Source organism: Chryseolinea sp. H1M3-3 (assembly GCF_029360725.1).
Lineage (GTDB): Bacteria > Bacteroidota > Bacteroidia > Cytophagales > Cyclobacteriaceae > Chryseolinea.
On record NZ_JARKMY010000010.1, the window covers coordinates 595397 to 621653 of the forward strand.

Genomic DNA, 26257 nt, shown 5'->3' on the forward strand with positions numbered 1-26257 from the left:
CAAATTTAAAAAGTATCAGTCTAAAAAATATCGTGCCCGAACTTACTGTCGGTAGCGCGAACAAACTTAACCCAATCCATCCCCTTACCTGAAAAGGGTAAGAGGCGGAAACGGGTGTCGCTATGGCATCAGCTCGACAAAACTAAAAAAATTAGTTTATATACAAAACATTTGACTAATATTTTTAGTTATTTAGCGTCATGGAGCGGAACATCATACACATGGACCTGGATGCATTTTTTGTTGCAGTAGAATGCCAACGCAATCCTTTCCTTAAGGGGAAACCTCTTATCGTGGGTGGTAGCAGCAGACGAGGTGTGGTTGCGGCATGCAGTTATGAGACAAGAAAGTTCGGCGTCCATTCGGCAATGCCAATGTACCTGGCCCTTCAACTATGCCCGGATGCCATTGTGATCTCTGGCGACGTAGAAGCCTACAGTGTGGCGTCACATCTCGTGACCGATATTATTGCGGACTCCGCGCCGATGTTTGAGAAAGCATCCATCGATGAATTCTATATAGATGCGAGTGGGATGGATCGGTACTTCGGGGCTTTCAAATGGGCTGTAGAGTTACGGAAGAAGATTGTAAAAGAAACCCGGTTGCCGATCTCCCTCGGCATGTCCGTTAACAAACTCGTTTCGAAAGTAGCAACGGGCGAATTCAAACCCAATGCGCAGCAACACATCCCTGCCGGCACAGAAAAAGATTTCCTTGCTCCTTTATCGGTTGACAAAATTCCGATGGTAGGAAAACAAACTTCTACTTTTCTGTATGATATGGGTGTACGTACAGTGGCCACGTTGCGAGAAATGCCTTTGAAATTTTTAATCAGTGCATTTGGAAAAAATGGCATAAGCCTCTGGAATAAAGCGCACGGTATTGACGATTCGCCGGTAGTGCCTTATATGGAGCAAAAGTCTATTTCTACTGAATGCACGTTCGAAGAGGATACCATTGATGTGAAGCGTTTAAAATCGGTCCTCATTGCCATGGTGGAAAAGGTCGCTTTTCAACTGAGGGAACAACAGAAGCTCGCTTCCTGCCTCACGGTAAAAATTCGCTACTCCAATTTCGACACAGAAACCAAGCAAATGCAAATTCCTTATACATCGTCCGACCATGTCTTGCTTCGTTTGGTCACCGAGTTATTCCACAAGCTCTACAATAGAAGAATGTTGATCCGGCTTGTAGGCGTTCGTCTTAGCGGTCTGGTACACGGTAACCATCAAATCAGTCTGTTTGATGACACGGCAGAAACCATCAACCTGTATGAAGCCATCGATCACATCAAACACAAACATGGCGTAGAGAAATTAATTCGTGCGACTACCCTTGGCGTTGGACGTAAGGTTCGGATGGAGATGAATATGTTTAAAGGTAATCTGAGGTAGCGATACGGACTTTTGTCGCTGCCTTCAAAGTGATGAAGGTAAGGAAGGAACAATGATAGAAAGGCTTGCAATGAATTCAGATGAAATTAATGCATAAATAAAAAATACACCGATATGAAACCATCAACAGTAAAGATCAAAGAACCTGTTCAGGAATTATTTTTTCTTTTATCACCACCTCCGCATATTATTAGTGATGTGTCGGTGTTAAAAGACGACGTTCAATTTTTAGTCGGCCATGAATTTGATGATCGATATTCCAAAGCGCATATTTCTTTATTTAAATATAAGGACAAGCACATTGAAGACATTATTCAATTTGTTTCTTCCAAAGCGGCATACTTTAAACCGTTCAATGTATTCGTCAAGAACCTGAATGTATTTCATCACGGGGCGAATCGTACGATTTACCTGGATATTGTGAACAAGTACCCTATCCGTGATATTTTTGAAAAGGTGGTAAAAGAAGATATCAATTTTACACCCCATATCTCCATTGCCAAAAATATTGATATCGAAGATTTTCTGAAGTGCTGGGCCTACTTAAAGGATTTGTCTTACAGTCAGCATTTTTTGTGCGACCGCATAACCGTATTGGCGCGGGGAGACAAACGATGGGTACACTATAAAGATATCATGTTTGGCGGATCCTTGTAGAGACGCAGTATGTATTACCGCAGAGACGCCATAAATATAACCGCAGAGACGCAATGCATTGCGTCTATACCGCCACGAACATTCACATTTCTATAAAAAAACAATAACGTTATCACAACTATGAATTCGCTTCAAATCCTTCAAACCCGTTTTGGTTATTCCTCTTTTCGCCTCGAGCAGGAGGCTATCATTAATGCTGTTCTTGAGAAGAAAGATACCTTTGTACTCATGCCTACGGGCGGTGGCAAATCGCTGTGCTACCAGATTCCTGCTTTAGCTTTTGATGGTGTTACCATTGTTATCTCTCCTCTCATTGCACTGATGAAAGATCAGGTCGATGCATTACGCGTGAATGGTATTCCAGCAGCGTTTTTAAATTCAACACAAAGTACTTCGGAGCAGGATGAAATCTTAGAGAAGGTAAAGTCACAGAGGCTCAAGCTACTTTACCTGGCGCCGGAGAGCACGTTCTTCCGGAAGATATCTTCTTTTCCTGTTAGTCTTATTGCCATTGATGAAGCACACTGCATTTCGCATTGGGGTCATGATTTCAGACCCGAATACCTCATGCTTGCACAACTCAAACTATCCATGCCGCATGTACCGGTTATTGCCCTCACGGCAACAGCAGACCGGCTGACGCGAAAAGACATTGTCGACAAGTTAGCACTAAAAAATCCCGTCACATTTATTTCAAGCTTCAACAGGCCGAACATCCGGTACACGGTTGACTCTAAAAAAAATAGTTTTGAAAAGCTTATTGATTTTCTGGAAAAACGAAAAGAGGATTCGGGTATTATTTATTGTTTATCGAGAGTATCCACGGAGAAGGTTGCGAACGATCTGAATACCCGAGGCTTTAATGCACTTGCCTATCATGCAGGTATGGAAAGAACACAACGCACTCAACATCAGGAAATGTTTTTGCGCGACGAAGTGAAAATCATCGTAGCTACTATCGCATTCGGCATGGGCATCGATAAGTCTAATGTCAGGTACGTTGTCCACATGGATTTACCGAAAAATATTGAGAGTTATTACCAGGAAACCGGTCGCGCCGGAAGAGACGGCCTGGACAGTGAAGCCCTATTATTTTATTCCTATGGGGATGTAAGCAAGATGAAAAAGTTTGTTCAGATCGAAAATAATCCTGAACAAACAGGGATCTATCTTCAGAAACTTGATCAGATGGCAACGTTCGGTGATCTTGGATCTTGCCGCAGAAAATACTTATTAAACTATTTTGATGAGACAACATCTGACTACTGTGGAAATTGTGACGTTTGCCTCACCCGTGTACAACGGATTGATGGAACTGTTCATGCGCAAAAAGTTCTTTCTGCGATTTCTCGTCTGCAAGAAAGTTTTGGTGCAGGATATGTTGTCGACTTTTTAAGAGGATCGACGACCTCCAAAATTTGGGAAGAACATAAACAACTAAAAACCTTCGGCATTGGTGCCGATGTAAGCAAAGAAGATTGGAATGCCGTCATCAAGGATCTTTTATCGCAAGGATATCTTACAAAATCTGATGGGCTTAGACCTGTTCTGAAGCTCACACCCAAGAGTGACATGGTGTTAACGAAGGGTGAACAGGTAATGATTATAAAAAGCAAAGAACAGATTGAGGTTCAAGAGCAGAAAATTGAATACGAGCCAGCATTACTTCGGCAACTCAAGGATGTCAGGCGTGAGCTTGCGTTAGCAGAAAACGTTCCGGCCTACGTGGTGCTCTCCGATGCATCGTTGATGGAAATTGCGACCTACCTTCCCCACAATAAAGAGGCGTTTAGAAATATTACCGGATTTGGTGAAATTAAAATAGAAAAGTATGGTCGTGAATTTTGGGAAGTTGTTGCTGACTATTGCACGAAACATCAATTAAAGTCGCGCATGCATTTAAAGATGCCCAAACAATTTCGAAACGAACGACCCGAACGAGATAATGAAACGAAACAACAAAGCTTACAACTATTTAAACGAGGGTTATCGATAGATGAGATAGCGACATTAAGAGAACTCAGCCGCGGGACCATTGAAAATCATCTTGCCTTTTATGTTCAGCATGGAAAATTAAGGGTGCATGAAATTATAGATGAGGCCAAAATAATTGCAATCCAGGAGGCGATTGAAAAGCATGGACGATCAATGCTCTCGCGTGTGAAAGAGTCGCTTGGCGAACGCTTCAGTTTTGGTGAGATAAGAATTGTCGTCGCGCATCTTGAGTTTATGAACGCTGTACCCGAACCAGGCTAGTACAGATAACGTGAATCCTTATGTATATCAACTGTCATACCGGCTTCAGTTTTAAATATGGAACAATTCCTATAGAGGGTCTATTTAATGAGGCCAAACGTTGTGGTGTACATAAACTTGTGTTGACGGAAATAAACAACACAGCCTCATACCTGGAGATGCTTCGGATCTGCAATAAAAACCGGTTGTACAAAGACGGGCTCACCAAGTTTGGGAAGGAGCCCTACCACCTCGACATCGCGGTAGGTATCGAATTCAGAAATGGGGATGAGCTTCTGTACATTACTATTGCCAAAAATAATGAGGGGTTTGAGGCGATGAACAGGTTTTTGTCGCATAAGAACCGGGAAGGAGTTTCGCTGCAAACCCGCGCGCCTAAGTTCGATGACAATGTCTTTATTATTTACCCTTTCGGAAAATTCGAACCCGAAACGCTTAGAGATAATGAGTATGTCGGTGTAGGCAAACATGAAGTGAATTCATTTGCTATCTATCCCGGGCGGGAAGAATTCATGCACAAGTTCGTGGTATTGCATCCAGTGACATTTCTTCCTCCTGAGAAAAAAAATGGCAAACTGGTTTATAAAGATCATAATGTACACCGGCTACTTCGTTGTGTCGCACATAATACGCTACTCAGCAAACTTGCAGAACATCAACAAGCCCGAAAGGAGGAGTTTATGTTACCTGAAGCGGACCTCAAACAATACTTTGAACGTTATCCTGCATTAATTAAAAATACAGAAAGCCTGATTCGCCAATGCGCCATAGCATGCAATCAGCATGAGGATAAAAATAAAAAATTCTTTAAAGCGGATAAACACGAAGATATCCAATACCTGCGCGAAGAAACCTTGAAGGGATTTGCGTTGCGCTACGGCCATGATGAAAAGATATGGGATGAAAGGATTGAAAAGGAGCTGACCATTATTGAGAATAAAAATTTTACGGCTTATTACCTCATTACATACGATCTGATCAATTATGCAAAAACCCAGGGTTTTGATTTTGTTGGTAGAGGAAGCGGTGCGAACAGTACCGTCGCGTATTGCCTGGGCATAACCAACGTAGACCCTATTGAGCTCGATTTGTACTTCGAACGTTTTCTCAATGAAGAACGCACCACCCCTCCCGACTTCGACATTGACTTTTCGTGGGATAATCGCGATGCAGTGTACGACTATATTTTTAAAAAATATGGCGAAGATCATGTTTGTCTTTTAGGAACACATGTGACCTATCAAAGCAAGTCCGTGCTTCGGGAGTTAGGAAAAGTGTTTGGGTTGCCTAAGGATGAAATTGATGAACTCGTTGAAAGCCGGAAGGAACGGGTAAATCGTGATCACATCTGGAAGTTGATTCATACTTACGCAGCCTACATAATTGAAAAAGAGTTACCGGCTTTCATGTCCATTCACGCCGGTGGCGTATTGATAACAGAAAAATCCATTTATCAATACACAGCCACCGACTACCCGCCCAAAAATTTACCAGTCTCCCATTTTGAAATGCACAATGCCGAAGATTTTGGGATTTACAAATTTGACATTCTTAGCCAACGGGGATTGGGTCATATCAAAGACACTGTTAAGCAGGTCAAAAGAAATAAAGGGATTGATGTGAATATTTATCGTTTTAAAGATTTTAAAAACGATGAGAAAATAAAAGAGCTCTTGCGCAATAGCAAAGCGATGGGTTGTTTTTACGTTGAATCTCCTGCCATGCGGATGCTTCTTGAGAAACTTCGTTGTGATAATTACCTCACCCTGGTTGCTGCCAGCTCGATTATTCGCCCTGGTGTAGCAAGTTCTGGTATGATGAAAGCATATATCGAACGATTTCACCTCGTTCGGAAAGGCGGAAGTTATGAAGCGATACATCCTTTGATGGATGAACTTATGAAAGAAACCTACGGGGTCATGGTTTATCAGGAAGATGTGATCCGCGTGGCACATTATTTCGCTGGTCTAACATTAACGGAAGCTGATGTTTTGCGAAGAGCCATGTCGGGAAAGTATCGTTCGAGGGAAGAGTTTCAGAAAGTGCGCGATCGTTTTTTTGAATGCTGCCAGCAACGGGGATACGCCCAGGCTGTAACGGATAGGGTATGGTACGAAATTGAAAGTTTTTCCGGCTATTCGTTTGCCAAGGGTCATTCGGCAAGTTATGCTGTGGAAAGCTATCAAAGCCTGTTTCTAAAGGCCCATTTTCCCCTGGAGTTTATGGTGGGTGTAATCAACAACTTCGGTGGCTTCTATAAAACCGAATTCTATTTTCATGAAGCGCGCATGAACGGCGCAACGATTGAAGCGCCTTGTGTTAATCTCAGCGAGTATCTAACGACCATTTATGGTAATCAAATTTATATTGGATTCATTCATATCAAAAGTTTAGAATCAAAAATAGCACAGCAAATTGGGATTGAGCGAGAAAACAATGGGCCGTTCAAAAGTCTGGATAATTTCTTACGCCGTATTACGTTAGGGCTTGAGCAGATACGCATTCTTATTCGAATCGGTGCTTTTCGTTTTACCGGAAAAAGCAAACAACAATTGTTGTGGGGAGCAATGTTATTTTTCAGCAATGCCAAATCGCGAAATAAAACAACGGTGGATTTATTCGATACAGAGCCCAAAGAATATCCCTTACCGGTCTTGCAGCGCGATGCCTTAGAAGATGCTTACGATGAAATTGAGTTGATCGGATTTCCCCTATGCAATCCATTTGATCTTGTTAGTTATCCCCAAGATGACACCGTTCGGGCACGAGACCTGCGGAACAAAATCCATCAATCTGTACACATCATTGGATACTGTGTTACGACAAAAGACACCCGCACCCTTAAAGGTGAATCCATGCATTTCGGCACTTTTTACGACTGTCAAGGAGAAGTGTTTGATACAGTTCATTTCCCCAACATTGCTGCCGCCTATCCCTTCCGTGGCAAAGGATTCTATAAGATAAAAGGAAAGGTGGTAGAAGACTTTGGTGTTTTTATGATTGAGGTATCGTTCATGAACAAAGTACCGATGCTTCACAAGCGTCCGGAAAATGCGATGCTTACTATGCCGGTGTAATGACCAATTATTATGGCAGCAGCGGCACACGCGTTAACGTTCCATTAAAGTATGCCGCATCGGTCGTATGCATGTTAGTAATCACGTGTAATTTATTGTCTCCCTGATTTGGCTGAACTGCAATAGAACTTTCCGTGAGATCAAGCTGGACCCCATTCAAGACCGCAGATACTAATTGATTTTCGGTTTCTTTTCCGGGATAGTAAAAATTACAATCCGTAGTTTTCTTTGTTACTGTTATCAATAACGATTCACCGTTTTCGAATGAGAATGATATCGTGTACAAGCTTTCCTCCGTTTTACGCAGAGCGCCTTCATTGACAACGTAAGTTATTTTAGATTCAGCATTTTGTTTTTCGATCGTACCTTGTGCAAAGGCGGTGGTATTCTCGTCTGAAAAGTCAACTCCCCAAAGCGTCGACTTGGTTATTTTCTCTTCTGTACTGCACTGAAAAAATAAAACAGACAGCGTGAGTAAAAGAAAAGTTTTCGTTTTCATAGCCGTTCCTTTTTTTGTAAAGAGACGAACTTTTTTATGACTAAATTATTACGAATCGTCATCTCTTCATTACAATCGATGATCGTTTGTTGAAGGAGACGGTTGTCGATGTTAGAAAAATGAAGGTATTGTGTGGGTAAAAATTTCCACATCAATCAGTCGACCTCTTCTTTAACTCATCGAAAACATATTCTTTTGAATGCTTAGGAGACTTTAGTGGAATTAGATATCCGCACGCTTAAGCTTAAAATAACTGATGTAATTGAACACGAGGGTCCAGGCAATAACCGTTACAACGGTTCCAAAAGTTATATAATCCTTAATCTCCTGAAATGCATATCGCGGCAATGGGAATTCGATCAAATTCCAGATTGACTTCATTGGAAAATAAGGTATGAGCCATGGAACATAATTATCAATATTTGCTGTAATGATCGTCTCAACCATTTGCGAAAGCAGCAACAAAATAATTGTAAGGCCAGAGCGCTGAATCAAAATGCCCAACATGAGTGCGTATGACAGGAAAAAGAATATTTCTAAAAAATACGCAGGGAAAAATTCAAGATCAGTAAGCATTTGGCTGATCCGAATTTCCGGACTATAAATCATTCCCGTCACCAGACCGACTACAAAAATCATCGCGACACTCATTAAACTCAATAACACGTTCGTGAGAATTTTAGAAAGCAGGAATTGCGAACGACTCATTCCGTCAATTATATTTTGACGAAGTGTGCGATACGTATACTCGTTGGTGATAGAGATAACAACCATAATAGCTAAAACGATTTTTATCAGGCCGCTAAACCACACCAGGTTCATCCACACATCCGGAAAATGATACAGCGGTATCCTGTTAATGTTTAATTCCTGACCAAATTTTTCGAAGGTGTTGGCCAGTAATTTCAACAGTTCCATGCCACTGGCTGCACCAAAACCCAATGTCAAAAAATACAATCCACATACAATCCAAAACGTACGATAACTCGTGAGTTTTTTTAGATCTATTTTAAGTAAGTGTAACATCAGTTAATGGTTTGCCTCAGCCAATATTTCCAAAAACATCTTCTCCAGACTTTTTCTTTTCGTCACCAGGTGATCTGCAACTACGCCGTGCTCAAACAAAAAGCGGTTTAAATCTTTGCTATTAAAGCTATCGCGAAGAGATACCTGGTAATAACCGTTTTCCCGCGCGATAGACGACGTACCTCCGAAATTCAATAACAATTCATTAAGGCCTTCAACATCGGCGTGAACTTCAATGGTTTCAGTTCCTTTGCTAGCATCTGCTACCGGTCCTGTATGAATAAGATTACCACGCTTTAAAATTGCAAAATGAGAACAAACTTTTTGAACTTCATCTAATAAATGACTTGCCAAAATGATGGTCTTACCATTCGCAGCAATTTTCTTTATCAGCTCACGGATTTCGGCAATGCCCATCGGATCAAGTCCATTAGTGGGTTCATCGAGAATCAAAACGGTGGGATCATTTAACAACGCAGAAGCTATTGCCAGACGTTGCTTCATCCCTAGCGAATACGTCTTATACTTATCGTCCTTTCGTTCTGTCAATTCAACTAACTCCAATACATTCGGAATATTTTCGGGTGGACACTCTTTGATCATGGCATTCAATTCCAGATTTTTTTGTCCGCTGAGGTAGGGATAAAAAATGGGATGCTCGAGTACCGCGCCAATCTTCTTTCGAACTTGATTCGAAGGAAGTTCGCCAAACCAACTGAAAGCGCCAGCGGTCGGATTCACTACACTCATCAGCATACCGAGCGTAGTTGTTTTACCGCTTCCGTTGGGTCCCAGCATACCAAAAACCTGGCCGCGCTTAACTTCCAGATTGATGTTATTTACCGCTGTCAGCCGGCCGAATTTCTTGGTAAGATTTGTAATGGATAGAACTGTTTCCACTTAATTTTATTTACTGCAATGAGTCGCTGGATGAAAAGAACTATTACAAGATTAGTGCTTATGTTTTGCAGTAAATTTTTCTACGATCTTGTCTATTTCACCACTCCCTTCAATGGTCTTAAAGACCTGGGAAATTTTATTTAACGGGATACTACCAACAATATCCAGAACATACAAATAAGTAGAATCTTTCACTGTCACCACCATGCCTTTTGATTCTCCGTCCTTCATATAAACATCAAAATTTTTCCCTTCGATCCGGCTGGTCATCATTTCTTCAAAAGACTCCGATTTATAGCCGCTTATTAATTTTTTATAATCGTCGCCTGTGAAATTATTGTTCTCTATCATCAGAAACTTCATCTTTTCAACATCTCTAATGAGCAAATCAAATTCTTTATCTTCCTTTTGATTGATCATTCTCAATGTGTTGTTATAAAAGAAGAGAGAACGGGCGTCACTGTTGTTCTTATGAAGTTTTTCAGTCGTCTTGCTTTGGCCTTGTACCGCTATAGTAACAATTGCAAGCAGGAGTAGTAATGTGTAACGCATATCTTTGTAACGAAAAGTTTTACGATTGGAGATCTAAAAAGTAAAAAAAGAAGGTGCCTTATTGCACCTTCGCTCAATTAATGCTTTTTAGGATGCCCATCATGCATTTTCTCCAAATGCTCAAGACCTTTAACATCCATCTTTTTACCTATTCGTGCAATTTGTTTAAGATCGATTTCACCGAACAAGCTCATTACCATAAATTGTTCGTTTCCTCCTACTACCATCAAAAGTTCAGAAACTTTACCTGCCGTTTCTTTGATGAAAAATTTCATGTCTTTGTCATCTGTGCGTACAGCCATCAATTCTTCATATTCTTTGATAGGAATTAAAACAAATGCTTCCTTATATAGGGAACGAGCAGTACGGGCGTCTTCCTTCGCTAATATTTTTAACCCTTTTAGTTTACTAATGGCTTCCAGAATTTCTTTGTCTTCCGGGGTGTCTGCTTCCATATTTGTAAACAGCCCAAACATTTTACTAGATACGGTTACCGAGCTAAAAGACTCATCCGTTTGGTACTTACTAAAAAATTTTGAGATTGCATCTTGCGCATTTGCTGCATTCATCACCACAATCATCACCACTCCTACCGCAATTAATTTTTTCATATACACGTTTTTTTAAATTCTTAATGAGTTTTTTTACTTACCCTGCTCCCAGAGCATTACACATTTTTGATTAGTTTTTTCCTTGAATTTCTTCCTGAGCCTCGTTGAACATATTTATTTTGCGCGCCTGTTCTTCGGCAGTGCCAAAACTTTTTGAAATCATAAGCAGGGCTTTTTTAGTCTCTTCAAAGGCAAGCTTCGGATCATTATAAGTATCTACCACTGCCTGGGGAGTTGTGTCCCTTATTTCATTTCTAATAAACCAAGTTGCCGCGATTACAACGGCAAGGCCAGCCGCAATTCGCATGGTATTGTAAATCAATTTGGCGACTTTGCCCCTGGATGGATTGACCTTACGCAAAACCTGGCCCTCGAAAGCGACGTCGTTTAAAGATTTTTTTTTCGCTTCCTCAAAGTAGCGGAACAGTGCAGCAGTGTCTTTTAGCTGATCCGGAATATGATTTGCTCCAAAGAATTCGCGCAGCTGCTTTTCTTCTTCAAGCGTGGTTTCACAATTCCAATATTTTTTCAGCAATTCTTCCATGTTGTTAAAGTCCATAAGCATTGATCTTCATGAGTTTCTCGCGCACCGCATTCCTGGCCCTGAACAGGTTTACTTTTACCTGGTTCATATCCAATTCCATGATGTCACAGATTTCATTGTAGCTGTAGCCCTCTACGTCGCGAAGGTGGATAACCTGTCGTTGTTTTTCGGGAAGAGCCGCAATAAACTGATCAATTCGATTCATGCTTTCCTGAATTTCTGTAGATTCGTAGGGCGACAAACTTTCATGCAACACATGATATCCATCTTCAATAGGTTGTGTTTGCCGGCGGGTTACAGCGCGAATGCGGTCGAGCGAAAGGTTTTTAGTGATGCGCATACACCAAGCCTCCCAATTCTGCACCTCGTTCATCTGATCCCGTCCGTTCCAAACCCGAATAAATACCTCCTGCACTACATCCTTGGCTTCCTCTTCATTGCCCAGAAATTTTAGCGCAAATCGAAAAAGCTTGTTTTTTGCAGGTAGAACCCGGTTTTGAAACGCTTCGATGTTCATTCAGTCAAATTCAAATACAAGACGGCAAGGCAGGCACGATGTTACAGTCAAGTTAGAAAGTTTTTTCATGAGCGCCACTCCCGGCGGGTGTGCATCGCAAAAGCGGCATTAAAATGGTCCGAAATACTTATTTCTTCTTCTTTGCCTTCGCTTCTCCGATCAATTGCAGATCAACGTTTGATTTAGAGATGTACCGGTAATTGCCTTTTCCTAGTTTAGCCAGTCTTTCCAGGGCCTTTGATGCACCCACACCTTTGCCAAAATTAAAGACAGTAAGAAAAATATCGTCCTTTGAAAATTTCTCGATCAACTGTCGGGTCTCGTCGTTCAACCCAAATTCCCCATCGGTGGCCAGGATGATCCGGTTATTGCCCCCGCGGATATAGTTTTCATCGGCGACTTTGTAGGCTAGTTTCACTCCTGCGTTTCCATCGGTTTTTCCCGACGACTTTAGTTCATTTATCGCGTTCTTGATTTTCTGTTCATCTTTAAATGATACCGATTCCAAGAGTGCTTTGGGTTTTCCAGAAAAGGCAATAATAGAAACGCGATCTTCCGGACGCATCATCGCCAATAAATCCAACACAGATTTTTTAAGCAGCGGAAGTTTTTCAGGTGCGTTCATTGAACCAGATACATCTAACAACAATATCATGTTGTTGGTAGCATAGCCTTCCATCGATCGGAGGTTTTCACCGGGCTCAGAAATATAAACCGTATCGCGTCTTTCAACGTAGACGGTATCGTGCACGACTTTTGTTTTTTCCACGACACGAACCGGTGGTTCTTGGGAAACATCCGTTTTCTTTTCCGCATGTTCAGCCTCCTTGGGCCTTTCAACTGTCGGGGTACTGGTAACGACGGCGCTCACTTCTTTGTGCTCGTTAGGGAGTGCCCCTGAACGCTGTGAGGCAGTTTCCTTCTCTGGCTTGGCATCCGGATATTGGACTTGAAATAATTCAGGTTGCTTGACCGTTTTTAACAAAAGTACTTCCTTCGACAATTCACAAAATTTATTGTAATCATCCACAATATCATTGTAATGATATATCACTGAATAGTAAGGATGCTGATATCGGGATGCGTTTGAAGGTTTTACTTTTTTGAGCGCCTCACTTAACGATTTGGACGTTGCAGGAAGATCTTCGTAAGGAGTGTAAGGACAAAGCCCATTGTTACGACCAATTTTTTGGATCCCTTTCATATTTTCATATTCCTTTGAAATAACTTCACGAAGAGACCCATCAATTTTCTCAGTAGAGATGGGGTTGAATTCTCCTCTCTTATAAGATGCTTTCGCGGTAAAGACTCCTTCGTGATCCAAATCGGTTAACTGACGCAATGCTTTTCCTGAAACATACCACGGGTTCGCCGGGGTGGAGATGGCATAGGCATCGTATACTTTTCGAACGTCCTCATAAAGGAGTTCTTTTCTTTCATCCCAGACCTCAAACAAAACCTTCTGGCGTTCGAGTATTTCATATACTTTCTTCAAATGGTCTTTTTCGTAGCGCTTTTCACTGGTTTCAATTTCAAGTGATGCACTGAGGTCGTCCATCTCTTTCAAAATATTAAGCACTACTTCCGTTTGTTCATTTAACGATTTTGATATTGAGGGTGGAAGTGCTTTGCTGTCGGAAAGTGTTTTTTGATACTGGGATAATGGAAGCTGAAAATCTTCATAGTTAAAAGACATGCCGCCTGTACGGTTGTAGGTCTCCAATGTTTTGTAGTATGATGCCGTTGAGTTAAAACTACTTAAGATTGACTGGAGTCGTCTCGTTTGACTCCACGTCTCGTTTATAAAATCCACATAATTTGATAAAGACTGATAAACGGTTTTTGGAATTGCTGTCTTTATAGGAGCTATCGATATGGCACTGCGGGGAATGTCTTTAAATTTTTTAACATCCACTTCCACGACTTTGGCCGCCGTTCGAATTTCAAAAGCGGGAACATATTTTATCAACTTCAGCCCATAGTAGCCGTTTTGCTGTGCAAACTGAATGAACGTATTGTAATCGGAAACCAGTGTTCCATTGTAATAGTTTATTAATTCGAGGTAAACATCATTCGTATGTTTGTCGGATTTTTTTGCCTCGAAATTATACTCATCAAGGCCTGCACGCTTCGCACTTAGCACAGAACTTAAAGAGCTTTGAAAACTTGTCCACATACTGGAGGCTGGGTATTGAAGGACAGGTTTAAATTTTTGCAAAGCACTTAATTGTGCATCGGTTTCCAGGATGCTTTGTTGTAATAATTCAACAGACCACCCCGTATGGATTTCTTCCTTAATATTGAATGACCATGAATCGATAAACACTTTTTCTTTCGCCACTTGAGCGCGCATCATGGCATCGGCCTTATGGTTCGCGTTCTGGGTGGAAGCAGCTGTTAGCTTTTTGTATCCAGTTTCCAACTCAGACTGCAATGCTGCTTGCTTTTTTCGATAGTCAATCACCAGTAGTTGAAGTTCATTAATTATCGTTATTGCTTTTGCAAAATTATCTTGCTTATAATCTTCGAGTTTATGGTAGGTGTCAAGTGCTTTACATTTCGCGTCAACCTGTTCAGCTTCATCCCTCAACTCGTTGAGTTTGGTATTCAGTGCCGTTGACAGAACAGGCGACAAACCCTTGCTTTGTTTTCTTGCTTCATTCAAAAAATAATCCTCCAGTTGAATGGGACAAGTATATCTTGGTGCACCCCAGGATTGTTTTTGATGGATAGTAGGATAATATGAAATGATACTTTTAACAACTGCCTCCACTTCTTCAGCGGATCTGTTTGCATATTCTACATAACTGTTAAGCGCCTTTTGCTGGACAGCAGAAATCTGGGCGGTAGATAAAATTGGAATCTGAAAAAGAAGGAAAGGTATTAGCAATCGCATATATGAAACCCATCACGCAGGGTTAACAAAAATAATAAAAATACACCGGTTCCATTACTACGATCGTCGGAGGGTAAACTTAATCGGGTGATGCAGCCCACGTTAAGTAAATAATTTTATCAGAACTAACCTGTTTTTTGTAAATTCAATCCCATATGAAAAATATCAACGTTGCCCGAGGCCTTTTCCTTATCCTGTTAAACACCGCCTCATTGTTTGCACAACAAAGATCCGCTATAACGGTCGACCTATCTGCTGAACGCGGCGAACTGCGGCCAATTTGGTCGTGGTTTGGATATGATGAGCCGAACTACACCTACATGAAAGATGGGGAAAAACTATTAACAGAGCTCTCCGAGTTAAGTCACGTACCAGTATTTGTCAGAACCCATAATTTGTTGACCTCCGGCGATGGCAAGGCGGAATTGAAGTGGGGATCAACAAACGCTTACACGCAAGATAAAAAAGGGAGACCAATTTACAATTGGACGATTGTGGACTCAATTGTTGATACTTACATACAACGAAAGATGAAACCGTTAATGGAAATTGGATTTATGCCTGAAGCGTTGTCTACGCATCCAAAACCTTATAAGCACACGTGGTCTGACGGAGGAAATCTATGGACCGGCTGGACATATCCTCCAAAAGATTACAAGAAATGGGAAGAGTTGATCTTTCAATGGGTAAAGCATTCCATTGACCGTTATGGACTCGAGGAAGTAAAAACCTGGTATTGGGAAACCTGGAATGAACCGAACATCAAGTATTGGTCAGGTACCTTTGAAGAGTTTTGCAAACTATATGATTATGCAGCGCAAGGTGTAAAACGTGCTTGCGCCGATTGCAAGTTCGGCGGACCACACACTACCAACCCAAATTCACCGGCAGCAGAAAAATACCTTCGCGATTTTTTATCGCATTGTGCTAGCGGAAAAAATTATGCAACTGGCACCATTGGTTCACCTATTGATTTTATTGCATTTCATGCCAAAGGAAATCCCTCGGTTGTAGACGGGCATATTCGCATGGATATGTCCCCACAATTAAAGGCAATCTCCGTGGGATTTCAGACAATTACTTCATTTGATGCATTCAAGAATTTACCTGTCATCATCGGTGAATGTGATCCGGAAGGGTGTGCTGCATGTTCGATGGAAAAGAATCCGCAAAACGGATATCGAAATGGAACAATGTACTCCAGTTATACAGCGTCTTCGTATGCGAGAATCTTCGACCTCGCTGCTCAACATAAAGTTAATTTAATTGGTGCGGTGACGTGGGCATTCGAATTTGAAAACCAACGGTGGTTTGACGGATTCCGTGATCTGACCACGAATGGAGTTGACAAACCGGTGCTGAACGTTTTCCGCATGTTTGGTTTAATGCCGCAGACTCGCTTAGAAGTTGGCAATGACGGTCATTTCACGGCTGATCAAATTATTGCCCAGGGCGTACGTGGTAACAAAACAGACATTCACGGGATCGCCAGCAAAAGTGATCGCGAGGTAGCTGTTATGCTTTGGAATTATCATGACGACGATCTTCAAACCAGTCCTGCGACCATCGACCTGATATTAAAAAATATTCCGGCGAAGAAAGTGCGCATTCATCACTATCGAATTGATGAACATCACAGCAATGCTTACGAAGCCTGGAAAAAAATAGGCTCTCCACAACAAGTGACCGCGCAACAGTACAACGCGTTGGAAAAGGCCGGGCAGCTTCAGCTTTTTACATCACCAGTCTGGAAAGAAATTTCCGCAGGCACAACAACTTTAACCGTTGAACTACCGCGACAAAGTGTTTCGCTCGTGAAACTAGAATGGTGAAGCGCTATAAAAATATTTCTTCTGCTTCCTTCCAGCTATTCAGTCGCCTGTATTTGTCGATGTGTAGATTGTGCGGAGCGGTAAAAATAAACTTCTCGCCGTTGAACGTCTCCAGGTTGTAAGCAAGATCGTCGATCATATAATCTCCATGCACCACCGCTTTACTTCCGCAGAAAACAATTTGCTTCCAATGAAGAAAGGGAAAATACTCCGCTAGCCATTTAAACTTTTCAATGAGCGACTGTGGAAACTGCATGGCAGCAGAAACAATAAACAGCTCGTATTTTTTGTTCAATTTTTCGAGCGCTTCCTGACTTCCCTCATGCGGGATCATGGTTTGAAAAAAAGTTTCGCGGAATGGAAATTGTTGAATAACTTCATGATGATGTGCCGGAAATCCCAAGCCTTCGTCTTTATGATTCAGGCTATCACGCGTTACACGGACACCAAATTCCTTTTCATAGAATTGGATAAACTGACCCGTGGCATCTGCTATCACGTCGTCCATATCGATAATTAGCCGTTTCATTGCTGAAGTGTGAGTGGGTTGAAGTTTGTAATAAGGACATAGACTGAGATTGCCATGCCCGGAATCCCGGATAAATCAATTTTCATTGTTGGTTTTAGTTATATTCACTTACACAAAGATGAAATTTTTCTAGGAATGGATGAGCAGGATGAAATTGTAGTGTTTAGAAAATTTGAGACGTCCATTGAGGCGAATATTATTAAAGCAAAGCTCGATGCGTATGGTATTCCATGTTTCCTAACGGAGGAAAACATGGCAAACCTTTATCCCGGGGCCAGCAGCCTGATGAACTTTAATGTCAGACTTCATCTGTTTGCCCGCGATCAGGCGAGAGCCAAGCACATCTTGGAAGAAAATCACCTGGTTATTGACGATGATTCTGTTCTCCGATGTCCTCGGTGCAAGTCAAGAAAAATAGAACGTGATTTTCCTAAGAAGTTATCATTAACCTTTGGATCGGCCTTGAATACTTTGTTTTTTGGTATTTTCTTTCCGCATAAAAAGATTTTCCGCTGCCTGGATTGTGAATTCGAGTTTAATGAGTAAGCGAATTTGTTACTTTCCGCTGGCAAATTATCTTGCAGCTTGATCATATAAATATGTCTGGAAAAATAATTATCGGTGTTATGGGCCCGGGCGAAAATGCTTCACCCGACGAGAACATAATGGCCTATGACCTTGGAAGGGAAATCGCCAAACAAGGATGGATAACCTTAACGGGAGGAAGAAGCTTCGGCATCATGGACGCGTCATTGAAGGGCGCCGTTGAAGCAGGTGGCCTTACCATTGGAATCCTGCCTGGTGATAACGACAAAAATTCGTCCGAACACGCCCAGATAAAGATCGTCACCAGCATGGGAAGCGGGCGGAATTATATTAGCGTGCTGTCGAGCCATTTGATAGTAGTTTTAGGAATGGCGTCGGGCACGGCGTCCGAAGTAGCGCTTGCATTAAAGTCCCGAAAAAAAATTATCCTTCTTAACCAGGACGAGATTACCATACGGTTCTTCAAGAACTTAGGAACGTATAATGTATTATTGGCAAAAACGGTTGCCGAGACCATTCAACATATTAAAGAATATGTAGGAATGAATCAGGGCGTTGGGTCAACGGATGGCCAGGATTGACTGGCACGTTCAATCTTGAAAGGTAGCATACGGGTTAGAGATTGAGGTGAGTGGTTGTAGCCAATGGCGGTATAGCGCTTCATGTTCCTTTAACCGCAGTGGACGTGGAGGGATACACGCAGAGGTACCTGAAGCGCTGGATTCTCAGCGGTATTATCTCTGTGTTATCCGCGGTTATTTGCATTGATGGTGGCGGTCCTATTCTTCATTGCCACTAATCGACCAACATCAATTCCTCCGCGTGTATTCTAATTGTTTTTATTTCATCATCCGATAGTTTGAAGGATAGTGACTTAACGTTTTCCTGCACTTGTTTATCATCCCTCGCCCCTACCAATACACAATCCATAGCGGGTTGCCTGGTGGTCCAGTTAATAACAAGTTGTGCTAATGAAACACCGTATCCATCGGCGACAGGTTTTATTTTTTGAAGGAATGCATTGGTGCGATCGATATTTTCAGGCTTGTAAAATCTGTTTCCTTCACGCGTATCGCCTGCATTAAACTTGTGATCTCGTTTGATCTTTCCCGTGAGCAACCCACGTTGTAAGGGACTATACGGGATGATGCTCATTTTATTCGCGATTGCCTGAGGTACTACATCCTTTTCAATAGCGCGATGTATCATGCTATAAGGCACCTGATTCGAAGCCAGCTTAACAGTTTTCAGCGCTTCCTCAACCTGTGCTACGGAATAATTGCAGACACCGGCAGCACGAACCTTTCCTTGCTCAATGAGTTTTGCTACCGCCTCCATAGTTTCGCCGATTGGTGTGGTGGCGTCTGGCCAGTGAATTTGCAAAAGATCAATGTAATCGGTTTTAAGTCGCCGCAGACTATCCTCGCACTCCTGCAATACGCTATCTCTGCCGGCATACTTATAAATTTTTGTAGGCTTTCCACTATTATCAATGGAATCAAAAAAATATTCTCCCTTGTTTGAACGCCAGTTCATTCCATACTTGGTGAGTATCTGATAACGATCGCGGGGAATGCCTTGCAACGCCTGGCCTACAAGCTCTTCGCTTTTTCCAAATCCGTAAATCGGAGCCGTATCAATAGTTGTTATTCCAGCATCTAATGAAGTCTTAATCGCTTTTATAGCCGCCTGACCTTCAGCGCCACCCCACATCCAACCTCCAATTGCCCATGCACCAAAGGCAATAGGCGTAACTTTTACAGATGATGTTCCAAGTGCTTTTAATTCCATAGTTCGATTTTCAGAATTGCGATATACGAAGTATGAAGTTAAGCTGCAATATCCGGATGCTGAGTGGTGATCGGCCAAAGGTAATCGGTGAGAAGTCTGCCGATCAGGCAACTGAAGTAAGTGATCCTAAAGTTTAAATGATGACTCAAATAAGTCGCAGCGAAATGAATGGAGATTATCCAACTTCAAATCACATACCCATCATTACAAAAGCACCCCAATAGTATGGCTCCTTATATTTCGCCATGAGCTGAAGTTGGGCCTGCTTGAATGCCTTCTGCTTATTACCCAATTTAAGCCAGTTCGCGTAGAAGTTCGACATTAATTGTTGCGTAGCCGCATCGTCTACTTTCCATAGACTCATAATGAGTGCGTCGGCGCCTGCGACTAAGAAAGCGCGCTGTAACCCATAAACGCCCTCGCCTGCTTTGACATCACCAAGACCTGTTTCACACGCACTTAATATGATCAAATCCGTTCCTTCCAAGTTTAAATTCATGGCTTCGTAGGCGGTGAGAATACCGTTGTCGTTGCTTTCCAGGTTTGGCATTCGTGTGCCACTCACCGTGGCGCCTGCGCCGGCTAACATGAGACCAGATCGAAGCAACGGATTGTCATTAGCATTCTCCATCGAAACACCAAAAGCTAAACCCTGGCTTTCTGTGTCTTTTAAAAAATATCCGTGCGTAGCTATGTGCATTAACGTAGGACTTTTTACTGATTTGAGGTTAGCTTCCGTCGCTGTTTTTTGCATGAACTGCTTTACCTGGTAGCCCGACGTTTTAAGTACTTTCGATATACCGTCGAGTTCGACTTTTGTCCCTGGCAGTACGGCAACATTTCCAGGCCCATAATCAGGGAAACCAAGGAGTGTTGCATTCTTTTTAATCACCTTAGGCTTCTTAGCTTTTAGGCCAATGAGATCTTTTGAATTTCCAATGATAACGATGTCATAACGGTTAATCACATAGTCAGCATCCGGCTTTTTAAGTGTGTTTAAATTCAGCTGATTATAGGTGCCATCAGGAGAAATGTAAACTAGCTTTTTCCCTTTCAATTCAGATTCAATCGGCGTCCAGTATTGGTCATAAGAGTATTCGTCAACAATTCGTTGTTGAATGGCATTGCGATAGAATTTGGAATATCGCGTATCCAACTGCTGTCCGTTTTCCAATATGACTAATTTGGGAACATCAGATGATTTGGTTAGAATCAAGGCAGCATACTTTGAATCTTGGGTGAAATTCTGATCGAATTTTTTCACGTGAATGATCTCTACAACGGCCTCGGTATCGTTAAGCAAACTCTTAATTTGTTTGAAACTTAATTTCTGGGTAGAATACCCTGAAGAGAAGTCAGCAGACTTCGCTGACAAATTTTTCTCCATGGCATTTGCCGCATTCTCCAATGAATCAAGATTGATTTTCTGAATCTTCAATTCTTCCTTGGAGTAGGCATACAGTCTGGCGAGCGTTTCTTTTTGATCAAGCCATGAAATATAATCTTTGATTAACTGTGCGTTCTTACTGGAAAGAATTGCCTGCTTGACTTTGTTCGTACTGTTAAGCAATAGGGCTTTCGTTGCAATCTGATAGTCATACAAATCTTCAATCACCCCAGGATTTTGCGCACTGGCTTCCAGTGCAAAATTGTAGAATCTTTGGAAGCGAGGAGAAAGTACATCCCAGTATTTAGTTTTTTCGGCTTCGCTCATGGGTGGAAAGTACTGATTGATAAAGTCCAGGGACTTGTTCATGACTTCCTGATACAACGGCAGTGCTTTGTCCCACGCAGCTTTCTTCCAATTCAAAATAGCAAGATCCTCCTGTGATTGAGCGTATTGTGGATGACTCTTACCCAGGGTTGTCTCGCGAATCTTCAATGCTTTTTCAAGCAAAGGCTCAGCTTCAGCATACCTGGTTTTGTAGCGATAAAAATTTCCCAGATCACTGGTTGCTTGAGCAAAAGCAGGATTATCCTCCCCAAAATTCGATTTATAAATTGCAGCCGATTTTTTTAAAAGCTCTTCAACTTTGTCTTCCTTTCCCATTACCATGTACAGCGCTGCCTGGTTATTTAACATGCTGGCATAATCAGGATTATTCTTACCCAATCTCTTTTCCATGCCCAGGTATATTGCTTCGGCCTCTGGGTATTTTCCCATTTGTCGATACAGCAATGCCTGGTTGGACATGAATTTCAGGTGATTTTTTGATTTGCTGCTTTGCAATTTTTCCGCGATAGCGATGGCTTGTTTAAATACCGCATCGGCTTCTTCATATCTTCCGATAGCCTGAAAGAGCATCGCTTGATTGTTCAAGAGAATGGCATAGGTCATGGAAGAGAGAAGCCCATTTTCTTTTACGATCGCGTTGGCAGCTTCAAAATCCTTTTCCGCTTCGTTGTACTGTGCAAGATTATATTTAAGCACACCGTAGTTATTGAGCGAGGCAGCCACGCTGGTATTGGTAGGTCCGAACCTTTCTTGTCTTAGTTTTAATGCCTGTGCCGTGAACTCTTCCGCTTGCGTGAAGCGTCCCATGGTAGCATACAATAATCCCTGGTTAGAAATGGTTTTCAAATATCCCATTTCAGACTGCAGGGAATCTTGTTCATAAAGCTTCTTAGCCAACGCAAACTTTTTTTCCGCCAATGTAAATTTGGAGTTTGCATAAAGTACTTCGCCAATATCAAGTTGAATTCTGGCTCTGTCTTTTGCCGACAACTCGGCATTTTTTATGAGGCCTGCACCCAGGCTAAGCACAGAAGTTACTTTGGCGGAGCCCTCCCCTTTTTCTTTTACATCAAATAATCCAGAATTGTCACTGAGCAGAATAGCGTAATCAAAATCTGTAGAATCAAATTCGGCACGGGCCTTTTCCATATCGCCCATCACCGAGTTTACAAGCTTTTCGCGATTCTCTTTTGTGTTAAGCGCTTTTGCTTTCTCAGCAGCATTTTTTCCAAGGTCTTTGAAAAGTTGCGCCTTTCCTGTAACAGACAAGAAAACAAACAGTAAGAAAAGGAGACGACCAATTAACACCTTCATGGCCTTTTAAAATTTTAGGGGTATCAAATTTACTCTAAAACCCGATGGAAGGTTTCAAAAACGAAAAAATTTCGCAACTATATTCAGGTACCTAAAAATGGTGACTGCCCTAAGTGGAATTTTTAAAAGCTATCGCTTTCCCTGTATGCCTTAATTAAAGCTAATTCGCCTTCTTTGCCAGGTTTAGCGTTCCCATGCTCCATACCCATAATTCCGCGGTAGCCCCTGTCATAGACATATTTGAAGATATTTTTATAATTGACTTCCCCGGTTGTTGGTTCTTTGCGACCTGGGTTGTCTCCAATCTGGAAGTAAGCGATTTCACTCCAGCACTTTTCAATATTGGGAATGATATTTCCTTCATTCCGCTGCATGTGATATATATCAAAAAGAATCTTGCAAGATGGACTGTTCACGGCACGACATATTTCATACGTCTGATCAGAGTAACGGAGAAAAAGATCTGGTGTATCACTCAGTGGTTCAAGTACCATCGTGAGTCCGTGTGGTTCGAATATTTCTGCGCCCATCCTCAACGCATCTACGACATTTCCGGTTTGTATTCCTATGGGCAAATTTCTCTCATAAAAACCAGGAACAACCGTCAGCCATTTCGCATTCACGCGTTTAGCAACTTCAACAGACTGCTTGCAAGTTTTTACAAAATTATCTTTGAACTCTTGTTTGCCTGTTGTCAAAGATACTTTCCAGTTATCACCGCCATCGACAACGAAAACTCCCATCGTCATGCCGAGCTTGGATAGCGTCGAGGCAATTTTATCCTGTTCCTCTTTGGAGCGCTTAAGCATACCGTTGTCTTCGATACCACGAAAACCCTGCTCGTGCATAAACTTAATTTGTTCGACAAAATCTTTTCCAGCATGACTGGCAAACATACCGTCATGCGGTGCATAATTTAGTTTGAACGTTTGTTGTGACGTTTGGGAACGACCTTGTATTGTATCTGCGGCAACCGCGTTTCCGATTACTGTTGTGGAAGCTGTTGCGGCTAGTCCGCGTTGAAGGAAGTTTCTTCTGTTCATGGGCAAGGAGTGTTGGGGTGTTAAAGTTCGAAGTGTTGAAGTTTGGTGAGATTAAAGTTTTGCGCTATGTCTGAGAACAGTCATAGTTAGCTAGGCGGCGCCGCAATGTTAGAAAAGTTCTCGGGCTGCGACGTGCGGTCCGAGAACTTTTAATTATCAAGAAAAATATTTTGTCAGGCCAGGTGTCGCGATAGGATATAGTCCGTTCGCATCTGGTAGCGTTGGTGGGTTTGCATCCCATGCAAACTTAGTTGGCATAATGCTGATACCCGAGTTCAAAACTTTGTCCCATTCCATTACTTCTCCAGAGTACGTGGCCATTCTTCCCATGATAGCAGTCATGGTTGCTTTGGCTCCGTTGTCTGCATCTGCAAATTTGTATTCTCCTTTAGCGATGGCGGCAAACAGTTCATCGTGTTCTGATTGATACGGATTGTTTTCCAATTTCTTATCGTACTGATATAGTGTTTTTCCTTTATGTACGATTTGTGCGGCGCCACATTTCACAGTGCCTTTAGTCCCTACCAATGTTTCATCCACAATTGAATAAGTACCCTTAATATGTCGGCACTGGCTGTTCATAATGCTTCCATCTGCATATTGAAATTCCACAAAGTGATGATCATAAATTTCACCGAAATCTTTTCCGGTACGCGCTTGCCTGCCGCCCATGCCCTGTGCTTTTACAGGATATCCACCCTTGAACCAATTCATCACATCAATGTTGTGAATATGCTGTTCGTTGATATGGTCGCCACACAACCAGTTGAAGTAATACCAGTTTCTCATTTGGTATTCCATTTCGGTTTGGTTTTTCTCACGCATTTTAACCCAAACGCCATCACTATTCCAGTATACTTGTCCGGACGTTAGATCGCCAATCATTCCATCCTGAACACGCTTGTATAATTCACGATATGAGTTTTGATAATGACGCTGAAGGCCGACGACGACGTTTAATTTTTTCTGTTTAGCGATCTCAGCAGTTTCCAATACTTTTTTTACACCGGCTGGATCAGTTGCTACAGGCTTTTCCATGAAAACATGTTTGCCTTGCTTTACAGCCTCCGCGAAATGAATAGGACGGAATCCCGGAGGTGTTGTAAGTATCACAACGTCTGCCAAAGGGATTGCCTTGAGGTATCCGTCGAATCCAACAAACTTGGTGGCTTCCGTTACCGTTACTTTAGATTTAACATTCCCCTCTTCATTATTTTCATCCGTTAACGCGTTAAAGCATTCGTCCAGGCGGTCACGAAAAGCATCCGCCATGGCCACAAGCTTAACGTTCTGTTTGGTTAACAAAGCTTGCATAGCAGCACCAGTACCACGACCACCGCAGCCAATCACAGCAACTTTTATGGTATCGTCGACTGAATTAAAATAGCCAGCGTGCGACATTAAAGGGGCCGCTAAAAGACCTCCCGCCATCATCGATGACTGCTTGACGAACTCGCGACGCGAAGTCTTACTTGTTTCGTTTGTTGATTTCATAAGGCATTTATTTATTTCTGTTTGTAATAGGGTCGGCACCAGGAAGGAAGATCTACGTTGATTCTCCTTAAGTTACTTTAAATATAGGGCAAAAAACTTTTCAATGTCTTCTTTGGAAGGTTGTTGTGCCGGTCTTACGAGTCGAAATCCCACGGTCATGCCATCGGTTAGCCACCAGCGACTTTTTGGAATTTGCGGATCACGTTTGTTCCAATCCGTCAACGACGGTATCCGGTTAGCGCAGCGGCATTCTTTTGCGTCTGAAAGATACGATCCTCCGCGAACCACCCGTGGATAACGTGAGCCTGCAGGGACAAGAGGGTCTTTAGCATTGTTTGAAAGTTTTTCATATGCCTGTGGGTCATATTGATCGAGCGTCCACTCACTTAAATTACCCAGCATGTCGTACAGTCCCCAGGCATTTGGTTTGAGTTGGTTGACCTTCTGAAATTTATTGTTGCTATTGTCTTTAAAAAATGCATACTCCTTTAAACGCTGTGGATTGTCCTCAAAAGAAAAAGCTTTCGTAGAACCGGCACGGCATGCATACTCCCACTCAGCTTCTGTAGGCAACCTGTAAAAGATACCCGTCTTGGCATACAACCATTTGCAATACATGATGGCTGCAGCCTGACTCATGCTGTTTGTAGGTTGTTTGCCATCGCGTCCCATTCCCCAAGTCAGATCTATGTATTGTGCTGTCGGGCGTGACACTGCATCGACTGCGATTGCTTTTGTTTGTGGCACATCCATGCTTTTAAAAAAAGCATCCCATTCAGCAAAAGTCACCTCATGCTCACTCATCCAAAAACTGGATACGGTCACTTTTTTTTGAGGGCCTTCGTCTTCTTCACGGCCAGCTTCCGATACCGGGCTGCCTATGGTAAAGGTACCGGCGGGAATGGCCACCATTTTAAATTTAATTGCAGCGCCCGGTAAATCCTGTTCGTACGTTTTCAAGTTTTGCGCTGGCAGTTGAACACAGGAGATTGAAACTATAAGGAAGAAAACAAGCTTTAAATACGAATGCATTATCTTGGTTTA

At 42.2% G+C, this 26257-nt stretch carries 21 protein-coding genes; 7 read left to right on the forward strand and 14 right to left on the reverse strand.

Translation table 11 applies throughout. The features are described from left to right. Positions 1-200: 200 nt before the first annotated feature. The 4 genes from dinB (at position 201) to dnaE (ending at position 7384) form a co-directional block, all read left to right on the forward strand. Positions 201-1394 (forward strand): DNA polymerase IV, encoded by a 1194-nt coding sequence (dinB, locus tag P2W71_RS19375; protein ID WP_276372970.1) that lies wholly within the window; start codon positions 201-203, stop codon positions 1392-1394. Positions 1395-1508: 114 nt separating this feature from the next. Then, positions 1509-2051, forward strand: coding sequence for a 2'-5' RNA ligase family protein (locus P2W71_RS19380; protein ID WP_276372971.1), 543 nt, complete (start codon positions 1509-1511; stop codon positions 2049-2051). Between the two features lie 120 nt (positions 2052-2171). Continuing rightward, complete coding sequence (gene recQ, locus P2W71_RS19385; protein ID WP_276372972.1) at positions 2172-4307, forward strand: DNA helicase RecQ; 2136 nt, start codon at positions 2172-2174, stop codon at positions 4305-4307. 20 nt (positions 4308-4327) lie between these two features. Further along, entirely contained in the window at positions 4328-7384 is a 3057-nt protein-coding gene (gene dnaE, locus P2W71_RS19390; RefSeq protein WP_276372973.1) for a DNA polymerase III subunit alpha, read from the forward strand. Between the two features lie 10 nt (positions 7385-7394). Here dnaE and P2W71_RS19395 read toward each other — a convergent pair whose 3' ends face one another. The 8 genes from P2W71_RS19395 to P2W71_RS19430 form a co-directional block, all read right to left on the reverse strand. Next, complete coding sequence (locus P2W71_RS19395) at positions 7395-7883, reverse strand: hypothetical protein (RefSeq protein ID WP_276372974.1); 489 nt, start codon at positions 7881-7883, stop codon at positions 7395-7397. 222 nt (positions 7884-8105) lie between these two features. Further along, positions 8106-8909: an ABC transporter permease subunit gene (locus P2W71_RS19400; protein WP_276372975.1), complete on the reverse strand. Its 804-nt coding sequence runs from the start codon at positions 8907-8909 to the stop codon at positions 8106-8108. 3 nt (positions 8910-8912) lie between these two features. Then, on the reverse strand, positions 8913-9809 hold the full coding sequence (locus P2W71_RS19405) for an ABC transporter ATP-binding protein (RefSeq protein WP_276372976.1): 897 nt from the start codon (positions 9807-9809) through the stop codon (positions 8913-8915). Positions 9810-9860: 51 nt separating this feature from the next. Then, entirely contained in the window at positions 9861-10361 is a 501-nt protein-coding gene (locus P2W71_RS19410) for a DUF4252 domain-containing protein (protein WP_276372977.1), read from the reverse strand. A gap of 77 nt (positions 10362-10438) precedes the next feature. Further along, on the reverse strand, positions 10439-10972 hold the full coding sequence (locus P2W71_RS19415) for a DUF4252 domain-containing protein (RefSeq protein ID WP_276372978.1): 534 nt from the start codon (positions 10970-10972) through the stop codon (positions 10439-10441). 70 nt (positions 10973-11042) lie between these two features. Further along, on the reverse strand, positions 11043-11516 hold the full coding sequence (locus P2W71_RS19420) for a hypothetical protein (RefSeq protein WP_276372979.1): 474 nt from the start codon (positions 11514-11516) through the stop codon (positions 11043-11045). Positions 11517-11520: 4 nt separating this feature from the next. Then, positions 11521-12033: an RNA polymerase sigma factor gene (locus P2W71_RS19425; RefSeq protein ID WP_276372980.1), complete on the reverse strand. Its 513-nt coding sequence runs from the start codon at positions 12031-12033 to the stop codon at positions 11521-11523. Between the two features lie 127 nt (positions 12034-12160). Beyond that, positions 12161-14929 (reverse strand): VWA domain-containing protein, encoded by a 2769-nt coding sequence (locus P2W71_RS19430; RefSeq protein WP_276372981.1) that lies wholly within the window; start codon positions 14927-14929, stop codon positions 12161-12163. A 155-nt stretch (positions 14930-15084) separates the two neighbouring features. Here P2W71_RS19430 and P2W71_RS19435 point away from each other — a divergent pair, with 155 nt between their 5' ends. Continuing rightward, positions 15085-16761 carry a beta-xylosidase gene (locus P2W71_RS19435; RefSeq protein WP_276372982.1) on the forward strand — a complete coding sequence of 559 codons (1677 nt, stop codon included), beginning with the start codon at positions 15085-15087 and terminating at the stop codon, positions 16759-16761. Positions 16762-16765: 4 nt separating this feature from the next. Here the strand turns inward: P2W71_RS19435 and P2W71_RS19440 are convergent, their stop codons facing one another. After that, positions 16766-17290 (reverse strand): 5'(3')-deoxyribonucleotidase, encoded by a 525-nt coding sequence (locus tag P2W71_RS19440; RefSeq protein ID WP_276372983.1) that lies wholly within the window; start codon positions 17288-17290, stop codon positions 16766-16768. Positions 17291-17344: 54 nt separating this feature from the next. On the opposite strand from P2W71_RS19440, the gene P2W71_RS19445 reads away from it, so the two are divergent. After that, on the forward strand, positions 17345-17836 hold the full coding sequence (locus P2W71_RS19445; protein WP_276372984.1) for a DUF2007 domain-containing protein: 492 nt from the start codon (positions 17345-17347) through the stop codon (positions 17834-17836). A 53-nt stretch (positions 17837-17889) separates the two neighbouring features. Further along, complete coding sequence (locus P2W71_RS19450; RefSeq protein WP_276372985.1) at positions 17890-18417, forward strand: TIGR00725 family protein; 528 nt, start codon at positions 17890-17892, stop codon at positions 18415-18417. A 214-nt stretch (positions 18418-18631) separates the two neighbouring features. On the opposite strand, the gene P2W71_RS19455 is transcribed toward P2W71_RS19450, so the two are convergent. The 5 genes from P2W71_RS19455 to P2W71_RS19475 all read right to left on the reverse strand — a co-directional run bounded on the left by P2W71_RS19455 (position 18632) and on the right by P2W71_RS19475 (position 26173). After that, positions 18632-19627: an aldo/keto reductase gene (locus P2W71_RS19455; RefSeq protein WP_276372986.1), complete on the reverse strand. Its 996-nt coding sequence runs from the start codon at positions 19625-19627 to the stop codon at positions 18632-18634. Between the two features lie 190 nt (positions 19628-19817). Beyond that, a complete protein-coding gene (locus P2W71_RS19460; RefSeq protein ID WP_276372987.1) occupies positions 19818-22676 on the reverse strand; it encodes a CHAT domain-containing tetratricopeptide repeat protein in 2859 nt (952 codons plus the stop codon). Positions 22677-22798: 122 nt separating this feature from the next. Next, positions 22799-23719 (reverse strand): TIM barrel protein, encoded by a 921-nt coding sequence (locus tag P2W71_RS19465; RefSeq protein ID WP_276372988.1) that lies wholly within the window; start codon positions 23717-23719, stop codon positions 22799-22801. A 156-nt stretch (positions 23720-23875) separates the two neighbouring features. Further along, complete coding sequence (locus P2W71_RS19470) at positions 23876-25213, reverse strand: Gfo/Idh/MocA family oxidoreductase (RefSeq protein ID WP_276372989.1); 1338 nt, start codon at positions 25211-25213, stop codon at positions 23876-23878. Positions 25214-25285: 72 nt separating this feature from the next. Further along, on the reverse strand, positions 25286-26173 hold the full coding sequence (locus tag P2W71_RS19475) for an SUMF1/EgtB/PvdO family nonheme iron enzyme (RefSeq protein ID WP_276372990.1): 888 nt from the start codon (positions 26171-26173) through the stop codon (positions 25286-25288). Positions 26174-26257 lie beyond the last annotated feature (84 nt).

Excerpts from the sequence above, each read along its gene's own strand:
- dinB (WP_276372970.1), top strand. The coding sequence starts at position 201 with ATGGAGCGGAACATCATACACATGGACCTGGATGCATTTTTTGTTGCA.
- P2W71_RS19380 (WP_276372971.1), top strand. The coding sequence starts at position 1,509 with ATGAAACCATCAACAGTAAAGATCAAAGAACCTGTTCAGGAATTATTT.
- recQ (WP_276372972.1), top strand. The coding sequence starts at position 2,172 with ATGAATTCGCTTCAAATCCTTCAAACCCGTTTTGGTTATTCCTCTTTT.
- dnaE (WP_276372973.1), top strand. The coding sequence starts at position 4,328 with ATGTATATCAACTGTCATACCGGCTTCAGTTTTAAATATGGAACAATT.
- P2W71_RS19395 (WP_276372974.1), bottom strand. The coding sequence starts at position 7,883 with ATGAAAACGAAAACTTTTCTTTTACTCACGCTGTCTGTTTTATTTTTT.
- P2W71_RS19400 (WP_276372975.1), bottom strand. The coding sequence starts at position 8,909 with ATGTTACACTTACTTAAAATAGATCTAAAAAAACTCACGAGTTATCGT.
- P2W71_RS19410 (WP_276372977.1), bottom strand. The coding sequence starts at position 10,361 with ATGCGTTACACATTACTACTCCTGCTTGCAATTGTTACTATAGCGGTA.
- P2W71_RS19415 (WP_276372978.1), bottom strand. The coding sequence starts at position 10,972 with ATGAAAAAATTAATTGCGGTAGGAGTGGTGATGATTGTGGTGATGAAT.
- P2W71_RS19420 (WP_276372979.1), bottom strand. The coding sequence starts at position 11,516 with ATGGAAGAATTGCTGAAAAAATATTGGAATTGTGAAACCACGCTTGAA.
- P2W71_RS19425 (WP_276372980.1), bottom strand. The coding sequence starts at position 12,033 with ATGAACATCGAAGCGTTTCAAAACCGGGTTCTACCTGCAAAAAACAAG.
- P2W71_RS19430 (WP_276372981.1), bottom strand. The coding sequence starts at position 14,929 with ATGCGATTGCTAATACCTTTCCTTCTTTTTCAGATTCCAATTTTATCT.
- P2W71_RS19435 (WP_276372982.1), top strand. The coding sequence starts at position 15,085 with ATGAAAAATATCAACGTTGCCCGAGGCCTTTTCCTTATCCTGTTAAAC.
- P2W71_RS19440 (WP_276372983.1), bottom strand. The coding sequence starts at position 17,290 with ATGAAACGGCTAATTATCGATATGGACGACGTGATAGCAGATGCCACG.
- P2W71_RS19445 (WP_276372984.1), top strand. The coding sequence starts at position 17,345 with ATGCCCGGAATCCCGGATAAATCAATTTTCATTGTTGGTTTTAGTTAT.
- P2W71_RS19450 (WP_276372985.1), top strand. The coding sequence starts at position 17,890 with ATGTCTGGAAAAATAATTATCGGTGTTATGGGCCCGGGCGAAAATGCT.
- P2W71_RS19455 (WP_276372986.1), bottom strand. The coding sequence starts at position 19,627 with ATGGAATTAAAAGCACTTGGAACATCATCTGTAAAAGTTACGCCTATT.
- P2W71_RS19460 (WP_276372987.1), bottom strand. The coding sequence starts at position 22,676 with ATGAAGGTGTTAATTGGTCGTCTCCTTTTCTTACTGTTTGTTTTCTTG.
- P2W71_RS19465 (WP_276372988.1), bottom strand. The coding sequence starts at position 23,719 with ATGAACAGAAGAAACTTCCTTCAACGCGGACTAGCCGCAACAGCTTCC.
- P2W71_RS19470 (WP_276372989.1), bottom strand. The coding sequence starts at position 25,213 with ATGAAATCAACAAACGAAACAAGTAAGACTTCGCGTCGCGAGTTCGTC.